Annotated in this window: 17 protein-coding genes and 1 other RNA gene; 9 read left to right on the top strand and 9 right to left on the bottom strand. The window is 68.5% G+C overall.

Features of this window, described 5'->3' with window-relative positions; genetic code table 11:
* Positions 1–158 precede the first annotated feature (158 nt).
* The 4 genes from panB to IBJ82_RS25340 all read left to right on the top strand — a co-directional run bounded on the left by panB (position 159) and on the right by IBJ82_RS25340 (position 3,392).
* The gene (gene panB / locus IBJ82_RS25325; protein ID WP_194828504.1) at positions 159–1,025 is read left to right on the top strand and encodes a 3-methyl-2-oxobutanoate hydroxymethyltransferase; all 867 of its coding nucleotides are present in this window, start codon (positions 159–161) and stop codon (positions 1,023–1,025) included.
* Positions 1,026–1,167: 142 nt separating this feature from the next.
* Positions 1,168–1,569, top strand: a complete 402-nt coding sequence (locus IBJ82_RS25330; protein WP_370585476.1) for a hypothetical protein — start codon at positions 1,168–1,170, stop codon at positions 1,567–1,569.
* On the top strand, positions 1,569–2,531 hold the full coding sequence (gene pip / locus IBJ82_RS25335; protein ID WP_194828506.1) for a prolyl aminopeptidase: 963 nt from the start codon (positions 1,569–1,571) through the stop codon (positions 2,529–2,531). Before IBJ82_RS25330 ends, pip begins: the two co-directional genes overlap by 1 nt.
* A gap of 3 nt (positions 2,532–2,534) precedes the next feature.
* Complete coding sequence (locus IBJ82_RS25340; RefSeq protein WP_194828507.1) at positions 2,535–3,392, top strand: CHAD domain-containing protein; 858 nt, start codon at positions 2,535–2,537, stop codon at positions 3,390–3,392.
* 13 nt (positions 3,393–3,405) lie between these two features.
* On the opposite strand, the gene IBJ82_RS25345 is transcribed toward IBJ82_RS25340, so the two are convergent.
* On the bottom strand, positions 3,406–4,842 hold the full coding sequence (locus IBJ82_RS25345) for an RNB domain-containing ribonuclease (RefSeq protein WP_194828508.1): 1,437 nt from the start codon (positions 4,840–4,842) through the stop codon (positions 3,406–3,408).
* Between the two features lie 68 nt (positions 4,843–4,910).
* Positions 4,911–5,243 (bottom strand): hypothetical protein, encoded by a 333-nt coding sequence (locus IBJ82_RS25350; RefSeq protein WP_194828509.1) that lies wholly within the window; start codon positions 5,241–5,243, stop codon positions 4,911–4,913.
* Between the two features lie 414 nt (positions 5,244–5,657).
* Between IBJ82_RS25350 and IBJ82_RS25355 the strand changes: the two genes are divergently transcribed.
* Positions 5,658–6,029, top strand: a complete 372-nt coding sequence (locus IBJ82_RS25355) for a hypothetical protein (RefSeq protein WP_194828510.1) — start codon at positions 5,658–5,660, stop codon at positions 6,027–6,029.
* A gap of 63 nt (positions 6,030–6,092) precedes the next feature.
* Here IBJ82_RS25355 and rnpB read toward each other — a convergent pair.
* An RNA gene (rnpB, locus tag IBJ82_RS25360) (RNase P RNA component class A) lies at positions 6,093–6,500 on the bottom strand.
* A gap of 36 nt (positions 6,501–6,536) precedes the next feature.
* On the opposite strand from rnpB, the gene IBJ82_RS25365 reads away from it, so the two are divergent.
* Both IBJ82_RS25365 and IBJ82_RS25370 read left to right on the top strand, forming a co-directional pair.
* Positions 6,537–7,424 carry an alpha/beta hydrolase gene (locus IBJ82_RS25365; RefSeq protein WP_194828511.1) on the top strand — a complete coding sequence of 296 codons (888 nt, stop codon included), beginning with the start codon at positions 6,537–6,539 and terminating at the stop codon, positions 7,422–7,424.
* Between the two features lie 41 nt (positions 7,425–7,465).
* Entirely contained in the window at positions 7,466–8,002 is a 537-nt protein-coding gene (locus IBJ82_RS25370; RefSeq protein WP_194828512.1) for an NUDIX hydrolase, read from the top strand.
* A 74-nt stretch (positions 8,003–8,076) separates the two neighbouring features.
* Here IBJ82_RS25370 and IBJ82_RS25375 read toward each other — a convergent pair whose 3' ends face one another.
* The 5 genes from IBJ82_RS25375 to cobC all read right to left on the bottom strand — a co-directional run bounded on the left by IBJ82_RS25375 (position 8,077) and on the right by cobC (position 13,177).
* Positions 8,077–8,781, bottom strand: a complete 705-nt coding sequence (locus IBJ82_RS25375) for a S1 family peptidase (protein WP_228537672.1) — start codon at positions 8,779–8,781, stop codon at positions 8,077–8,079.
* Between the two features lie 125 nt (positions 8,782–8,906).
* A complete protein-coding gene (locus IBJ82_RS25380; protein ID WP_194828513.1) occupies positions 8,907–10,037 on the bottom strand; it encodes a bifunctional RNase H/acid phosphatase in 1,131 nt (376 codons plus the stop codon).
* A gap of 16 nt (positions 10,038–10,053) precedes the next feature.
* The gene (locus IBJ82_RS25385) at positions 10,054–10,791 is read right to left on the bottom strand and encodes a zinc ribbon domain-containing protein (RefSeq protein ID WP_062991542.1); all 738 of its coding nucleotides are present in this window, start codon (positions 10,789–10,791) and stop codon (positions 10,054–10,056) included.
* A 145-nt stretch (positions 10,792–10,936) separates the two neighbouring features.
* Complete coding sequence (locus IBJ82_RS25390) at positions 10,937–12,052, bottom strand: Nif3-like dinuclear metal center hexameric protein (RefSeq protein ID WP_194828514.1); 1,116 nt, start codon at positions 12,050–12,052, stop codon at positions 10,937–10,939.
* 45 nt (positions 12,053–12,097) lie between these two features.
* Complete coding sequence (gene cobC / locus IBJ82_RS25395; RefSeq protein ID WP_194828515.1) at positions 12,098–13,177, bottom strand: Rv2231c family pyridoxal phosphate-dependent protein CobC; 1,080 nt, start codon at positions 13,175–13,177, stop codon at positions 12,098–12,100.
* A gap of 44 nt (positions 13,178–13,221) precedes the next feature.
* On the opposite strand from cobC, the gene IBJ82_RS25400 reads away from it, so the two are divergent.
* Positions 13,222–13,725, top strand: a complete 504-nt coding sequence (locus tag IBJ82_RS25400; protein ID WP_194828516.1) for a low molecular weight protein-tyrosine-phosphatase — start codon at positions 13,222–13,224, stop codon at positions 13,723–13,725.
* On the top strand, positions 13,725–14,591 hold the full coding sequence (locus tag IBJ82_RS25405) for an SURF1 family protein (protein ID WP_194828517.1): 867 nt from the start codon (positions 13,725–13,727) through the stop codon (positions 14,589–14,591). The genes IBJ82_RS25400 and IBJ82_RS25405 overlap by 1 nt, the downstream gene beginning before the upstream one ends.
* 540 nt (positions 14,592–15,131) lie before the next feature.
* Here the strand turns inward: IBJ82_RS25405 and IBJ82_RS25410 are convergent.
* Entirely contained in the window at positions 15,132–16,073 is a 942-nt protein-coding gene (locus IBJ82_RS25410) for a cobalamin biosynthesis protein (protein ID WP_194828518.1), read from the bottom strand.
* Between the last annotated feature and the right edge of the window lie 4 nt (positions 16,074–16,077).

Consider the following 16,077-nt stretch of genomic DNA (forward strand, 5'->3'; position numbering starts at 1 on the left):
CCCGGATGGGCTTGCTTCACGGTAGCCGAATCGTCGATGTGACCGATCACACCGGCGCCGGGCCTTAAACCTGTGCGGGCGCAGGTGGCACACTGGGATTGTCAGAAAAGCCCGGGGACCCGGTATGGGCCTCGAGGAACCAGACGAAAGGGACGATGATGTCCGTATCCGATGAGCAGAGTCCTGCCTACGGTGCCACTCCCGCCGAAGCTGTCCCCACCAAGCAACCACGCCGCAAGACCCGCGTGCAGCACCTCCAGCAGATGAAGGCCGAGGGCGAGCGCTGGTCGATGCTGACGGCCTACGACTACTCGTCCGCGCGGCTGTTCGAGGAGGCCGGTATCCCCGTACTCCTGGTCGGCGATTCCGCCGCCAATGTCGTCTACGGCTACGACACCACGGTTCCGATCACCATCGACGAGCTCATCCCGCTCGTGCGCGGCGTCGTGCGCGGCGCACCGCACGCGCTGGTGATCGCCGATCTGCCGTTCGGGACCTACGAGTCCTCGCCGCAGCAGGCCCTCGCGACCGCCATCCGCTTCATGAAGGAGGGCGGTGCGCACGCGGTGAAGCTCGAGGGCGGCGAACGTGTCGCCGAACAGATCGCGCTGATCACCTCCGCGGGCATCCCCGTGATGGCCCACATCGGGTTCACGCCGCAGAGCGTGAACACCCTGGGCGGGTTCCGGGTCCAGGGGCGTGGCGACGGCGCCGAGCAGCTGGTGGCCGACGCGATCGCCGTGCAGGAAGCCGGGGCGTTCTCGGTGGTGATGGAAATGGTCCCCGCCGACATCGCGGGCCAGGTCACCCGCAAGCTGACCATCCCCACCGTCGGCATCGGCGCCGGCGCCGACTGCGACGCCCAGGTACTGGTCTGGCAGGACATGGCCGGCTACACCAGCGGCAAGACCGCTAAATTCGTCAAGCGCTTCGGCAACGTGGGCGACGAGCTCCGCACCGCCGCAGCCGCTTACGCCGCAGAAGTCCGCCAGGGCACCTTCCCCGGCCCTGAACACAGCTTCTGAGTTCGACCCGTGCGGCCGCTCTTGAGAGGGGGCGGCCGTCGCGTGTGAAAGGTACTTGTCCGCGGCTGATGGCAGACTCGATGGCGACACTGTTCGACTAGCAGAGGTACCGATGCCGCGACGTCCTTGGAATTCTCGTTCTGTGCTGTTGATCGCGGGTGCGCTCGCCGCCGCGACCCTGACCGCGTGCGGAGGGGTGCCACCGGCTTCCACCGGTAGTGCGGGCACCACCTCCTCTGCCGCGGCGGCGACCACTGCCGCACCGGCTGGGACGCTGACGATCAGCCCGTCGTCGGCCGCGCAACTGTGCGACATGATCAGGCCGGAGCTGTCGAACTTCCGGGTGCAGGGGCCGACGCTCGGCAGGATCTCGCTCAACGCCATGGTGCACGACTGGGGGCTGCGCAACGGCGGCATCAACGGGCACGTCCTCGCCGACAAGGCGATGATCGACCGGGTGACCACCGAGAGCTGCCCCGAGGTGCGAACGGAGGCACTCACCGCTCTCGAATTGACCTCCCTCGCCGCGGGATTGGCGTTCTGATGCGCAGCCTCTACCCCGAGATCGAGCCCGTCGAGCAGGGACTCCTCGATACCGGCGACGGCCAGTCGGTGTACTGGGAGGTCAGCGGCAACCCCGACGGCAAGCCGGTGGTGTTCGTGCACGGCGGACCGGGCGGGGGCACCGGGCCACTGCAACGGCGTTTCTTCGACCCGGCGGTGTACAAGATCGTGCTGTTCGATCAGCGCGGCTGCGGAAAGTCCATGCCGCACATCGCCGATGGGGCTTCCCTCGACGCCAACACCACGCCGAATCTGATCGCCGACATGGAGTTGCTGCGCGGACATCTGGGGATCGAGCGCTGGCAGGTTTTCGGCGGTTCGTGGGGCTCGACCCTCGGCCTGGCCTATGCGCAAGCGCACCCGGAGCGGGTGACCGAATTGGTGCTGCGTGGCATCTTCTTGTTGCGGCGCAAGGAGATCGACTGGTACTACAACGGCGCCGCGGGCAACGTCTACCCAGCCGAGTGGGCGAAATTCCTGGCGCCCGCGCCTGTCGAGCACCGCGATGACGACCTCGTCGAGGTGTATCACCGGCTGCTGCACTCCCCCGATCCGCAGGTCGCACTCGATGCCGCGATCGCGTGGTCGACTTGGGAAGGCGCGACGAGTTCGCTGCTCCCGCAACCGGATCGGGTCGCCGAAACCGCCGAAGCGCGCTTCGCCCTCGCCTTCGCCCGGATCGAAAACCACTATTTTCGCCACGGCGGATTCCTCGAAGAGGGACAGTTGCTGCGAGACATAGATCGGATCGCCGACATCCCCGGCGTGATCGTGCAGGGCCGCCACGACATCGTGTGCCCCGCGGTGAGCGCATGGGATCTGCACACTGCGTGGCCGGCCTCGACCCTGCACATCGTCGAGGACGCCGGGCACACCGCGCACGAGCCCGGCATCACCCACCACCTGGTGGAGGCGACCGACGCGTTCGGGAAGCGAGGCTGACACATGGCGACCAAGGCCGGAAAAGCCGTTGTCGCGGCACTACGCGAGGACATCGACCGGCTCTTCGACGCCGAGCCCGACGTCCGCGCCGACGCCGACGATTCGGTCCACCAGATGCGGGTGGCCACGCGCAGGCTGCGCAGCGTCCTGCGCTCCTACCGCAAGTTGTTCGACGCCGACGACGCCGCCGCCACCGAAGCGGAGCTGAAGTGGCTGGCCGACCTGCTCGGCGTGGCCCGCGACGCCGAGGTCCGCGCCGAGCGGTTCACCGATCTGCTGTCGGACTACGACGAAGCCCCCACCGAGATCACCGATTCCCTGGTCGGCGCGTCCCGCAAGGCCTACACCGATGCCCACGCAGAGGTATTGAGCGCACTGGATGCCAAGCGCTACCGTCGCCTGCGCAAGGTGTTGAAAACCTGGCGCACCGATCCCCCGCTCGCCCCGGAACTCGCCCGCGACAAGGCCACCGACGTCTTCGACCAGGTCCTGCGCCGCGACCGCAAACTCCTGCGCAAGTTGGTCTTCGCCGAACCCACCGCCACCCCCGCCGACCGGGTGGAACTGCTCCACGACATCCGCAAGGGCGCCAAGCGGTTACGTTATTCCTGCGAAGCGGCGACCACCGTCCTCGGCTCCGACGCCGACGATCTCGGCACCCGCGCCAAACGCCTGCAATCGGTGCTCGGCGACCACCGTGACGCCGTCGAATCCCGCGAAGCGATCCTGGCAGTGGCCGCGCACGCGCACGGCCCCGCGGCCACGGTCTACGAACTTCTGGCCGATACCGAAGAAGCGGCCGCGGGCCGAGCCATCTCCCACTACCCCGCGGCCGCGGCCTTCATCTCCGTGCGGAACTGACAGTCCCCGACGATCAACGAGCCCCGTCGTATTCGAACCCGATCGTCCGAGTTCCCGGATCGGCGACAGCCAACCGCACAGCGACCGTCTGCCCTTCCGGCGGCCGCCCCTCACAGCGCGCGAGGATCGGCGGTTCGCTGACGAAGATCTCGGCGGGGCGAGACCCGTTGGCATCACGCAGAACCACGGCGGAGAACTCGGTGCCGATCCGAGGCGCGAGAACGGTGGCCTCGGTCAGATCGACGCAAGCGCGATCCACCTTGTTGGCCACCCCGTCGGTGCGTCGCATCGTCTCGGCGGCGCCCTTCAACCCGTCCACCACCCACTGCGGCACCTCGACCCCGGCTGAGTGAGCCAGACAGATCTCGGTGGTGAACCGATCGGCCAGCCGGCGCAGCGGCGCCGTCACATGTGCGTACGGAGCCCCGATCGCACTGTGCGTCAACTGCTCCGGGGTCGGGTCGTCGAGTTCGGCGAGCAGCGTGTAGCTGGCCCCGCGCAACAGGCCGGTAGCTTCCGACATCAACACCAGCGCCGCGGGCGTGTTCGCGTCGAGACCGGCGAGCATCCGCCCCACCGGCATTTCAGCGGGCCACCGCACGCCCAACGCCGCCGCCGTACGCCGCATCGATGCGATCGCGCTCTCCGGCGGCGGCGGCATCGTGCGCAGCAAGCCGATCCCCTTGTGCTCCAACATGATTCGCGCGGCGCACATTCCGGTGAGCAGCGAGATCTGCTCGTTCCAGTCGTCGGCGGCGGTCCGCGGCTCCAGCTGCAGGCGCCAGCCGTCACCGTCGGGAACCACTTCCTGCGCGGGCAACCGCAGCGAGATGGCGCCTTGTTCGAATCCCGCCTCGATCCGCAGCCGCCCGAATTCGGGCAGCGCGAGCAACGACGGATGCAACGTCGCCGCGTCGGCAGCGGCCTGAACCTGCGCGTAATCGAACCGCTCCCGAGAGCGCACCAGCGCACGCGTCACCGAAACGCTCAGCGGCACAGCGTCATTGTCGAGTTCGATGGTCCACAACGCGGCAGGCCGGTCGACGCCCGGCAGCAGACTCGCTGTGCCCTCGGACAGCACCGTCGGATGTAGCGGGACTGTGCCGTCGGGCAGATAGAAAGTTTGCCCGCGCCTTTCGGCTTCGGCGGCCAGGGCACTGCCAGGCACGATCACCGCACCGAGATCGGCGATCGCGTAGTGCAGGGTGAAGCCGGTGGGAGTGCGTTCGATATGCAGCGCCTGGTCCAGATCCAGCGCGCTGGGCGGGTCGATGGTCACGAACTCGATATCGGTCCGATCGACCCGAGTGCCCGCGAACGCGTCGACCGCGTCGCGGGCTTCGGAGACTGCCTCGGCCGGATACTCCGAGGCCAGTCCGAATTCGGAACGGATGGCGCCGAAGTCGACCGGCGCCGAGACGATCCGCTGATGGAGTCGGAAACCAGCCATCCGACCCCGATCCTGCGAACTACTCGTCGTGTGTGATCCGAAGTCCATAGCTCGCAGACTAGCGAGTTCTACTTCAGGGCGAGCATGGTGCCGTTGAGCTGATCGAGCGGGCCGTACACCGTGAACGTGACCCGGCCGTTGGGGACGGCGGAGGACACGGTCGCGGCCGCGTCGAGCGCCTGACCGAACGAGGCCGCCGACGGGTGCGGCAGACCGGCGACAGTCAGGCCGAATCGAGACTGGTGGACCCAGGCGGTATCCGCCGGGCTGAGGTCGACCTGGACTCCGCCTGCGAGCGGGGTCACCGCGACCGCACTCGCCGAACCGGCACCAAGCGTTGCGAAAACCGCAGTGGCTCCGGCGATCAGTGCACCGGCGACAATGGAACGAACTACCCGCATGTAAATGTGACCTGCTTCCGCGATCGAATGTAATGGGCCCGAGGAAGTGGCAGCGAGCCCTGCCGACGGCGATCACTCTATGACCTCGCTCACGTTCCCGGCGAGTTCCAGCGCATTTTCACTGTCCGGACACACGAACGCCACGACTTCGCGGGCAATTGTTACTGTGGCGGCGGCGCACTCGGCAGCTGCCGGGTTGTGCGGCACTCACGTCGATAAATGGGAGTTTGCGAACGTATGTCGTGGCTGATTTTCGATTACCTGTCGCCGATCCTCGGACCGGACGCGGCCAGCTATTGGGCGCATCTGCTGGCGATTAACCCGGGATAGCTCACCGCTTCGATCCAGAACATGTCGCTTCCCGTTAACCACAGGGGAAGCGGCGTGTTTCCTGGGCCGCTAGCATCCCGCTGCGTGAGTAGAACTACCGCCGCCATCGCGGCCAGCGCCACCGTCTTCGCCCTGCTTCTGGCCGGCTGCAGCGACGACTCTTCCTCCGCCGGCTCCCCCACCGCTACCACCACGGCCGCGCCGACCTTCCAGGTCGAAGCGAGCAAGGCGGGCATGTTCGTGGTGAGTTACCGCAACGCCTTCCCGAAGCTGGCACAGGGGCGTGACGACGCCGCCGTGGCCGCGGTGCTGAACCATTCCTGCTCCGAGATCAAGGCCGGTAAGTCCGAGGCCGATACCGTCGCCACGATCATCAAGGCGGCCGAGAACGGCGACACCGCCGCGACCACCGAAGAGGCCACGGCCGTCTACCAGATGTCCAAGCTGATGTGCTGAGCCGTTAGCGGCGAAGCGAGGCGGCGGCTCCCGGTGGGAACCGCCGCCTTCTCGTTTCGTGGGCGGGCGAGCCGGCCTGTAAGCCGGATCCTGTCCCCGATTCGCATCGGGGGGCGACCATCCATCTGGACACACCGTTGCCGGGTGCCTCGAGCGGTCCACCCGCAGGCTCGGGCGAGCAGCCCTCGAACACCTGCGCAGCCGCACCGTTGCCGATGCGACCTTTGACCTTGCTCCGGGCGGGGTTTACCTAGCCGCCCCGGTCACCCGGGGCGCTGGTGCGCTCTTACCGCACCGTTTCACCCTTACCGCACTCGCGTGCGGCGGTCTGTTCTCTGTGGCACTGTCCCGCGGGTCACCCCGGGTTGCCGTTAACAACCGCCCTGCTCTGTGGAGTCCGGACTTTCCTCGGTCCCGGGCAGCGGCACTGTTGGTGCCCGTTCCCGTTACCGCGGTCGCCCGGCCGACTCGCCCGCCGGTACAGAGTACTCGCTACGGTATTGACTCATGGAACGTGTCGACGTCAGTTTCCCTTCGGGTGACCAGCAGTGCGCCGCGTGGCTCTACCGGCCCGACGGCGCGCCTCGTCCGCGCCCGTTGGTGATCATGGGACACGGGCTCGGGGCCACCCGCGAGATGGGGTTGGATCGGTATGCGCGACGGTTCGTCGCCGCGGGAATGGGGGTACTGGCGTTCGACTACCGAAATTTCGGTGCCAGTGAGGGTACGCCTCGCCAGGTACTCAACATCGCCCGTCAGCGACAGGACTGGAAGGCCGCAATCGCCTACGCGCGCAGCATCCGGGGCTTCGATGCCACGCGGATCGCGTTGTGGGGCACCTCGTTCGGTGGTGGGCATGTGCTCGCGGTGGCGCCCGACGACGATTACCTCGCCGCGGTGGTGGCCCAGGTGCCGTTCACCAGCGGGTGGGCGTCGGGGATGGCGAAGGGCCCGATCAGCCTGACCAAGGTCGCCACCATCGCCGCCACCGACTTGATCTTCGGCCCGATCCGCCGCAAACCCATCCGCATCCGCTTGGCCGGGCGGAAACGCTCCGCGGCGTTGATGAGCGCCACCGACGTGCCGGAGGGCTACGGCCGACTGGCCGAGGAGAGCGACACCTACGACCCCAAAGTCGGTGCCCGCGTCGCCTTCTCGACCCTCTTCGACTCCCCCGGCCGCCGCGCCAAGTCGTTGAAGGTCCCCGTCTTCTACGCGATCGCCGAAAACGACTCGATCGCCCCCGCGGGCCCGACCCGCAAGGCCGCCGAACGCACCAAACACGCAGTGGTCAAGCAGTATCCGGTCGGCCACTTCGACGTGTACTTCGATGATGTCTTCGAACAGGTAGTGCGCGACCAGACCGAATTCCTGGTGTCTGTCCTTCGCCCCTAGAACTGCCCGAATACGCCGCGGCGGTGGGGCACCATGGGGTGATGGAACAGATCAGCTCGCGCACGTTGTACACCAACCCGTGGATGCGGTTGCGGGAGGACACTGTTCGGCGGGAGGACGGCTCGGTGGGGATCTACGGCGTCCTCGACAAGGTCGACTGGGCACTGGTGATCCCCTTCGACGGCACGGGATTCCACCTCGTCGAACAGTTCCGTTATCCGCTGGGCATGCGGTGCTGGGAGTTCCCCGCGGGCACACCGGCACACGGCACCACTGCGACGCCGGTCGAGTTGGCGCACAACGAATTGCGTGAGGAGACCGGGCTGCGCGCCGAACACCTGACCCGACTCGGCGCCTTGGCCGCGGCACCCGCACTGACCGACCAGCGCGGCCACTGTTTCCTGGCCACCGGCCTCACACCAGGCGAGCCGGACCGCGAACACGAGGAGCAGGACATGCGCACGGCCTGGTTCTCCCGTTCACAGCTCGAGGCGATGATCCTGCGCGGCGAGATCATCGACGCCCACACGGTAGCCGCCTACGGATTGCTGCTCATGCACGAACGCGGTCTCGGCTGACCGCAGCGACTACCTCTACGACAAGGGGCGCAGCACCTGTTCGGTGCTGCGCCCCTTGTGGTTTCGCGGGTCGATCAGATGGGCTGGAAGCCCGCGCCCACGCCGCCTGCGCGGTTGAGCACATCCAGGATCACCTGGATGGGCTGGAAGTAGGCGGGCGAGTGGACCGGGTTTGCGCCGCCGGTGCAGGGCACGTCGAAGTCGACGGGGCCGAGGCCGGTGAGGCGGCCCTGGTTCATGCCGACGAGGCGGTCGCCGACCACGACGGGTCCGCCGGAGTCGCCTGGCTGCGAGCAGTATTGGTTGATGGAGGTGCCTTCGAGCTCACCCCACACCACGCCACAGCTACGACCGCTGGTGCGGCCGTCCGAGCACACCGTGGTACCGGGGCCGGGCGAGGCGCCGATACCCGCGACGGTGGTCTGGCCGATGGTCCGCACCGGCAGCACCTTCGACGCATCCAGTTGCAGCACAGCGAAATCCAGGTAGTCGCCGTCATCGGAGTACGCGACCGTGCCGATCACACCCGCCTTGAGCGCCTGCTCGGCGCCGACGCGCGAACCGGTCGGCGCGCAGTGCCCCGCGGTGAGACCGACGAGGCGGCCCGCGCCGTCGTGGCCGATGGCCGTGAGCGAACAACCGGAGTTGTTGTCGAAGACAATGCCCGAGGCCGCGCCGAGCACCACGCTCGGGTCGGCCGTCACGCTACCCGCACCCGCGGACGCGGTGAGCACCCCCGCGATGGCCGCCGCAAACGCCGCCATCCGTAGAAACCTCATCGAGTACCTTTCCTTGTGGCCGCGGCATTCCGCATGCCCGAGAATCTTTCGGGAAATGCGGCGTCGTCGTTACGCCGACCGTGCGCCGGGGCGACCGTACCGTGCCCGGGTGACAAGCGGCTAGCTCACAGGTAAGAGGTGTCGTTGACCAGGCGCACCGAGGCGCCACCGTCGGGATAGAACTCGGCGACGCACAGCGACGCGAGGTCGAGGTGCAGGCGGTACAGCAGCGACGGGCCGACGCCGAGGGCCAACTGCAACAGGGTCTTGATCGGGGTCACGTGGCTGACCACCACCACGTTCTGGCCCGGGTAGAGCGCGACCAGGTCGCGGCGCACCCCTTCGACGCGTTCGCGCACCTGATCGAAACTCTCGCCGCCGGGCGCGGGGATCGACGGGTCGCCGAGCCAGTCGCTGTGCAGCAGCGGATCGCGCTGGGCGGCTTCGGCGAAGGTGAGACCCTCCCAGTCACCGAAGTCGGTCTCGGTGAGGCCGTCGAGGATGCGCAGCGGCACGTCGAGGGCGGTCGCGGCGGCTTCGGCGGTGGAGCGGGCCCGCTGCAGCGGAGAGCTCACCACGGCAGCGATATCGCCTTTGGCGGCAAGCATTTTCGCGGCGCGTTCGACTTGTTCGCGACCGAGATCGGTCAGTGGCGGGTTGCCTCGGCCGGAGTAGCGGCGCTCCACCGATAGGGCTGTCTGGCCGTGACGCAGCAACAGCAGGCGGGTCGGCTTGCCGACGGCGCCGGTCCAACCGGGCGAAACCTTGTTCGCATCAACCGATTTCGGCACCGCGACTTCGTCACCGGCGGCATGTCCGGCCGCGACGGCCTCGCGCACGGTTCCGGTGAGTTCACCGTCGTCCATCGCCTCGTTCGCGAGCCGGTCGGCGTGTGAGTTCTCCGCGCGCGGAATCCAGGTGAAGCTCACCCGATCGAATCCGGCGACCAGTGCCCGCGCCTGCTCGGCGAGCGGAATCATCGAGGCGTGCTTGATCTTCCAGCGTCCCGACATCTGTTCGACGACGAGCTTGGAGTCCATGCGCACCGTGACAACGCGCGCGCCCAACTCGGCCGACGCCGCCAAACCCGCGATGAGACCACGGTATTCGGCCACATTGTTGGTGGCGACGCCGATGAACTCCTTGCGTTCGGCGAGCACCCGCACGTGATCGGCGGCGAACACCACGGCGCCGTAACCGGCCGGGCCGGGATTGCCGCGCGAGCCGCCGTCGGCTTCGACGATCACCTCGGTCATCGACGCGCCGATCCGGTCACAGCCCCGATTCCTTGGTACGCACCATGATCGCGCTGCACTCCGGGCAGCGCAGGACCGCGTCGGGCGCGGCCTTGGCGATGCGCTGCATCTCGCCGCGGTCGATCTCGATCCGGCAGGCGCCGCAGCGACGGGCCTGCAGCAGGGCAGCGCCGACACCGTGCGCCGCGCGCTGCTTGTCGTAGACGGCGATCAGCTCGCCGGGGAACAGGCCGATCAACTCGGAGCGATCCTTCTCGCAACGCTGCTGCGCCACTTCGAGATCGGCCATCGCCTCGTCGCGCAGACGTTCGGCGTCTTCGAGGTCGTGGTCGGCCTTGCTGAGCCGCGCACCCGCGTGATCGTGGTCGGCGAGCATCGCCTCGCGCTGCTCCATCACGGTCAGCAGCTCGTCCTCGAGCACCGAGCGGCGACGCTCCAGGCTGCCCAGTTCGTGCTGGAGCTCGGAGAGCTGCTTGGCGGCGACGGTGCCCGCGGTGAGCATGCCGCGATCGCGGTCCTCACGCTTGCGGACGGCTTCGACCTCACCCTCGAGCTTGCGGATGTCGCGGTCCAGATCGTCGATGCCGATCTCCACCGCCACGGCCGCATCCTTGTAGCCGTTGCGCTCGGCCGCCAGACGTGCCACTTCCTGCTGCTCCGGCAGGGCGGAACGGCGATGGGCGATGCGCGTCAACTCGGCATCGACTCCTGCGAGCTGCAACAGCTTGGTCTGGACCGACGGTTCGACATTCAACGCGCACGAACTCCTGAACACAGTGGACGGAAGGATCGATCAACCGTACCGCGCCGCAGGGTGTGATCACGCCATGACCCGAAGACACAGGAACCGAATGTGCTCGGTGTGCGTCGATCTACCTCGGGATACCGGCGGCGAGGGACTAGCCGCTGACCGTCCACGGGTCGGTGCGCAGGGTGCTGACGCGGGTCTGCACCGCGGGGAGGGCGATCTTGACGAACTGTTCGGCCTGACCGCACCAGGGGAACTCGGTGGCCCAATGAGCGGCGTCGATGAGGGCGGGGCCGCCGCGCCGCAGATGTTCGTCGACGGGGTGGTGACGCAGGTCGGAGGTGAGGTAGGCGTCGACGTCGGCGCGGATGGCCTTGTCGAGATAGGAGTCGCCCGCGCCGCCACACACGGCTACGCGTTCGATGACGCGTTCGGGATCGCCGGCGGCGCGCACGCCCCAGACGGTGCGGGGCAGGCCGACGCCGACGCGTGCGGTGAATTCGCGCAGGGTTTCGGGCTGCGGCAGTTCGCCGATGCGGCCGATGCCGAGCGACGAGGGCAGGGGTGCGCGTTCGGTGACGTGGTAGGCCGGTTCCTCGTAGGGGTGGGCGGCGCGCAGGGCGGCGAGTACGGCGAGGCGGGAAGTCGGGGGCGCGACCACCTCGACGGCGTCCTCGGTGACGGTTTCGACGGTGCCGATCGCCCCGATCGCCGGGTTGGCGCCTGCGATCGGCAGGAATTGGCCGGTGCCCGCGGTGTACCAAGCGGCTTCGCGGTAGTCGCCGATCGCGCCCGCGCCCGCGGTGAACAACGCCGACATCAAGGAAGCCGTATGGGTCTGGGGCACCTGGATGACCCACTTGTCCACGGAGGCAAGCGGTTTGGGATCCAGCGGGCCGGTGACAGTGAGCCCGACGGCGGTGGCAAGCGCGTCGGAGACGCCCGGATCGGCGGAGTCGGCATTGGTGTGGGCGGAGAACAGGGCACAGCCGGACCGGATCAACCGGTGCAGCAGCGCGCCTTTCGGCGTATCGGCGGCGACGGTGTCGACCCCGCGCAACAGCAGCGGATGATGCACGACCAAAGCCTGTGCGCCCCAACCGATTGCCTCGTCGACAACAGCGGCGGTCGCGTCGACGGCGAACACCACCTTGGTGACCTCCTGCGCGGGGTCACCACAGACGAGCCCCACCGAATCCCACGATTCGGCCAGTCTCGGCGGGTATGCCGCGTCGAGTACCCCGATCAGTTCGGCCAGGTCGGTCACCGCTGCCTCCTTCTTTCCGTCGGAACTCTCATCACTGTGGCCGAGTCACCACAGTGCCGCGCTCAGCGCGTCGATCAACTGGTCGACTTCGGCGGCGCCACGAACCGCGACGCGGAGGTGGTCGGGACCGAGCCCGGGGAAGGTGTCGGCGCGGCGGACCGCGATGCCGAGGTCGGCGAGGTGTTTGCGCAGCAGGGCGCCGTCGGGGACGCGCAGCAGGAGGAAGGGGCCGGTGGCCGGGGTGTGGACGTCGAGGCCGAGCGCGGTGAGTCGGTGGATCATGGCGGTGCGATCCGCGGCGATGCGGTGTGCGCGCTGCCGGGATTCGGCGACGGCGACGGGGTCGGCGGTGGCGATGATCGCCTCGAGTTGGAGGGTGCCGAGAGGCCAGTGCGGGCGGCCATGGGTGAGCCGTGCCAGGACGTCGGGAGCGCCGAGGGCGTAGCCGCAACGCAAACCGGCCAGTGCCCACGTCTTGGTGAGGCTGCGGAAAACGAGGACATCGGGAGCGGAGAGACCGGCCAACGACTCCGGTTCCTCGGACGATCGCACATCGCCTGGGCCATCGGCGCCGTCCCGACCGGCGACCGCATCGGCGAAGGCTTCGTCGATCACGATGATCCGGCCTGGTCGGCGCAGCGCCTGAATCGTCTCAGCGGGATGCAGGATCGAGGTGGGGTTGGTGGGATTGCCGACGACCACGAGGTCGGCCTCGTCGGGGACCAGGGTGGGGTCGAGGGTGTACGGGCGTTCGAGGATCACCCTGGCGACCGGGACATCAGCCTCACGTAAGGCGAGTTCCGGCTCGGTGAAGGACGGGTGGATGACGGCGGCGAGGCGGGGGGCCAAGCGCGGCAGCATCGCGAAACCCTCGGCGGCACCCGCCAGCAGCAGCACCTCGTCCGGCGAGCGGCCGTGGCGGGCGGCGACGGCCACGCGGGCGGCGCGTTCGTCGTCGGAACTCGGGTAGCGGCCGAGGTCGCCGAGCCGGGCCGCGAGGCGTTCGCGCAGCCAGTCCGGCGGGGCGACGCCCTGGACGTTCACCGCGAAATCGAGCATGCCCGGGCGCGCCTCCACGTCGCCGTGGTGGCGCAACATCGCGGGGTCGACAGAGTCCTCGAGCACAACTGAACACCCTACGTGGCGGCCAATCGGCAGCACGGGCGACAATGGCTCCCGTGGGTCCCTTACATGTCTCGTTCATTTGCACAGGCAATATCTGCCGGTCACCGATGGCCGCGAAGATGTTCGAGGCGCACCTCTACCGAGCCGGCCTCGCGAACCGGGTGCGAGTGAGCAGCGCGGGCACCGGTTCGTGGCATGTCGGCGATGCGGCCGACCCGCGCACCGAGGCAACCCTGCGCCGGGCCGGCTACCCGACCGAGCACACCGCGGCGACCTTCGGTCCCGAGCACAGTGACGCCGACCTGATCATTGCCTTGGACACCGGGCACGACCGCGAGCTCGCGCACCGCGGCGTCCCCACCGACCAGCGCAGGTTGCTGCGCAGCTTCGATCCCGCCGCCGACGGCCCCGACGTGCCGGACCCGTACTACGGCGACCAGTCCGACTTCGACCTGGTTCGCGACCAGATCGAGGCCGCCATCCCCGGCCTGCTCGACTGGGTCCACGCCGAACTGGACGCCCGCAACCCCGCCGACGTGCCGCTCTGATGCGCAAAATCGCCTTCCTGCTGCGCCCCAGCTGGCTGATCCTCGCGGTGATCGTCGCCGCGTTCGCCTACCTGTGCTTCACCGTCCTGGCGCCATGGCAGCTCGGCAAGAACGACAGCACCGAGCACCGCAACCAATTGATCGCCGACTCCGTGCAGGCCGACCCCGTGGCCGTGACCGAGGTCCTCGACGGCGACACCGGCACCCACACCGAATGGCGAAAGGTGACTGCGACCGGCACCTTCGTCCCCGAGTCGACCGTCCTGGTCCGGCTACGCCACCTCGACGGCGCCCCCGGTTACGCGGTCCTGGCAGCCTTCCGCCTCGACGACGGCCGCACCCTGCTGGTCGACCGCGGCCTTGTCGCTTCCGTGGACGGCACCCGCCCACCCGCGATCGCCGACCCCCCCGCGGGCCCACAAAGCATCGAGGCCCGAGTCCGAGCCTCCGAGGGCGTAGTCCCCGACAAGACTCCCAGCACCCAAGACGGCTTCCGCCAGGTGTACACCGTCGACACCACCCAGGAATCCACCGTCCTCGGCACCCCCCTCACCCCCATCCCGACCGGCACCGACAAGGGCGGCTACCTCCAACTGGCCGCCGACCAACCAGGCGCCTTCACCCCCACCCCCCTCCCCCAACTCGACGCAGGCCCCTACCTCTCCTACGGCCTCCAATGGCTGGCCTTCGGCCTGATGGCCCCCCTCGGACTCGGCTATTTCGTAGTAGCCGAACTCAAAGCCCGCCGCCGAGACCGCGCCCACCCGCCGGCACCGGCAAACCCCACACCCACACCGACCGCAGACACCCCCACCCAACCCACCACCGAAGCCCGCCTAGCAGACCGCTACGGCCGCAACCGCTGACAGCTGTCCCACCTCTCGGCGATGGCAGCACGTCATCCGGTAGCTCGACTGACTCTCGGCCCCCGCGTGGGTGCGCCGCAGCTGGGAGGAGATCGGCGAGCCACCCAGCCTGGTAATCAAGGCAGGCGCCCACCGCAACAAACGCCGGCACCCACAACCACACCGTGCACCCAGCCACACCACGCACTCCCCTGAAATCCGCAGCCCTAACGCACTCCCCGCCACCCAGCACACCCCAAGTCCGCCATGACCGCACTCCCAGCCACACCCTGCACCTCAGTCCGCCATGACCGCACTCCCAGCCACACCCTGCACCTCAGGTCCGCCATGACCGCCCTCCCAACCCCGCACCCGCGACCCCTAGGGAGCGGCGGCCACGAAGTGGCCGGTCCGCGGCCGGGTCGCCGGTCAGGCGCCGGTGCGTAGGCGACGAAGGAGCAAGCACCGGTGCCTGACCGGCGGCCCCTCAGGGCCGCGGACACGCGCGCGCCAGCGCGCCAAAAACACAGCGTCAAACCGTCCTGGACTACCGAACCCAGGTCATCTCTCTAACCGACCCAGCAACAAACTGACCCCCACAGCCACCACAACCGCCCCAACCTGCACTCCCGCCGACATCCGCACCGCCCGCCGCAAATCCCCAGCCGTAGGCGAAGGCCCATCCCCAAGAGTCGGCCGAAGCTCAACCCCATACCGATACTGCGTACGCCCCCCGAGCCCGATCCCGAGCGCCCCCGCCATAGACGCTTCGACAACCCCAGCATTGGGACTCGGATGACCACCCGCATCACGCCGCCACGCCCGCAACGCCCCCGAAGAACTCCCGCCGACAAGCGGCGCAAGGCCAGCAGTAAGCAACCCGGTAACGCGAGCAGGAACGAGATTGGCGACATCGTCGGTCCGAGCAGCAGCCCAACCGAACCGTTCATACCGCTCGCTCCGGTAACCGATCATCGCGTCGAGAGTGTTGACCGCGCGATAACCGAGCACCCCCGGCACCCCCGCGACAGCACCCCACAGCAGCGGAGCGACCGTCGCATCCGAGGTGTTCTCAGCAATGGATTCGAGAGCGGCGCGCACGAGTCCATCGGCATCGAGTACCGACGGGTCGCGCCCACACAGCGACGGCAACAGTTCGCGGGCGCCGACGAGATCGTCGGCCTCGAGGCGGTCGGCCATGGCAAGCCCGGCGCGCACAAGGCTACGACCACCCAGCGCGGTCCACGTCGCCAACGCGGTCACCAGCACACCGCCGCGCCCCCGACCACCGGTGACGAGCAGACCGATTCCGACGACCGAGCCGACCGCGATCACCTCGTGCACCACCCCGGCGCGACGATCGTCGACATAGGTCTCGGCTTCCAATGCCGCTGCCGCCGAACCGAATCCGGCCACGGGATGCCACCGCCGCGGATCGGCGAATACCCGATCGAGCACGAACCCCAGCACCAGCCCGACCGCCGTCGATGTCGCTTTCCGCACCGGC

The sequence above is a fragment of the Nocardia sp. XZ_19_231 genome (assembly GCF_015355705.1).
Classification (GTDB): domain Bacteria; phylum Actinomycetota; class Actinomycetes; order Mycobacteriales; family Mycobacteriaceae; genus Nocardia; species Nocardia salmonicida.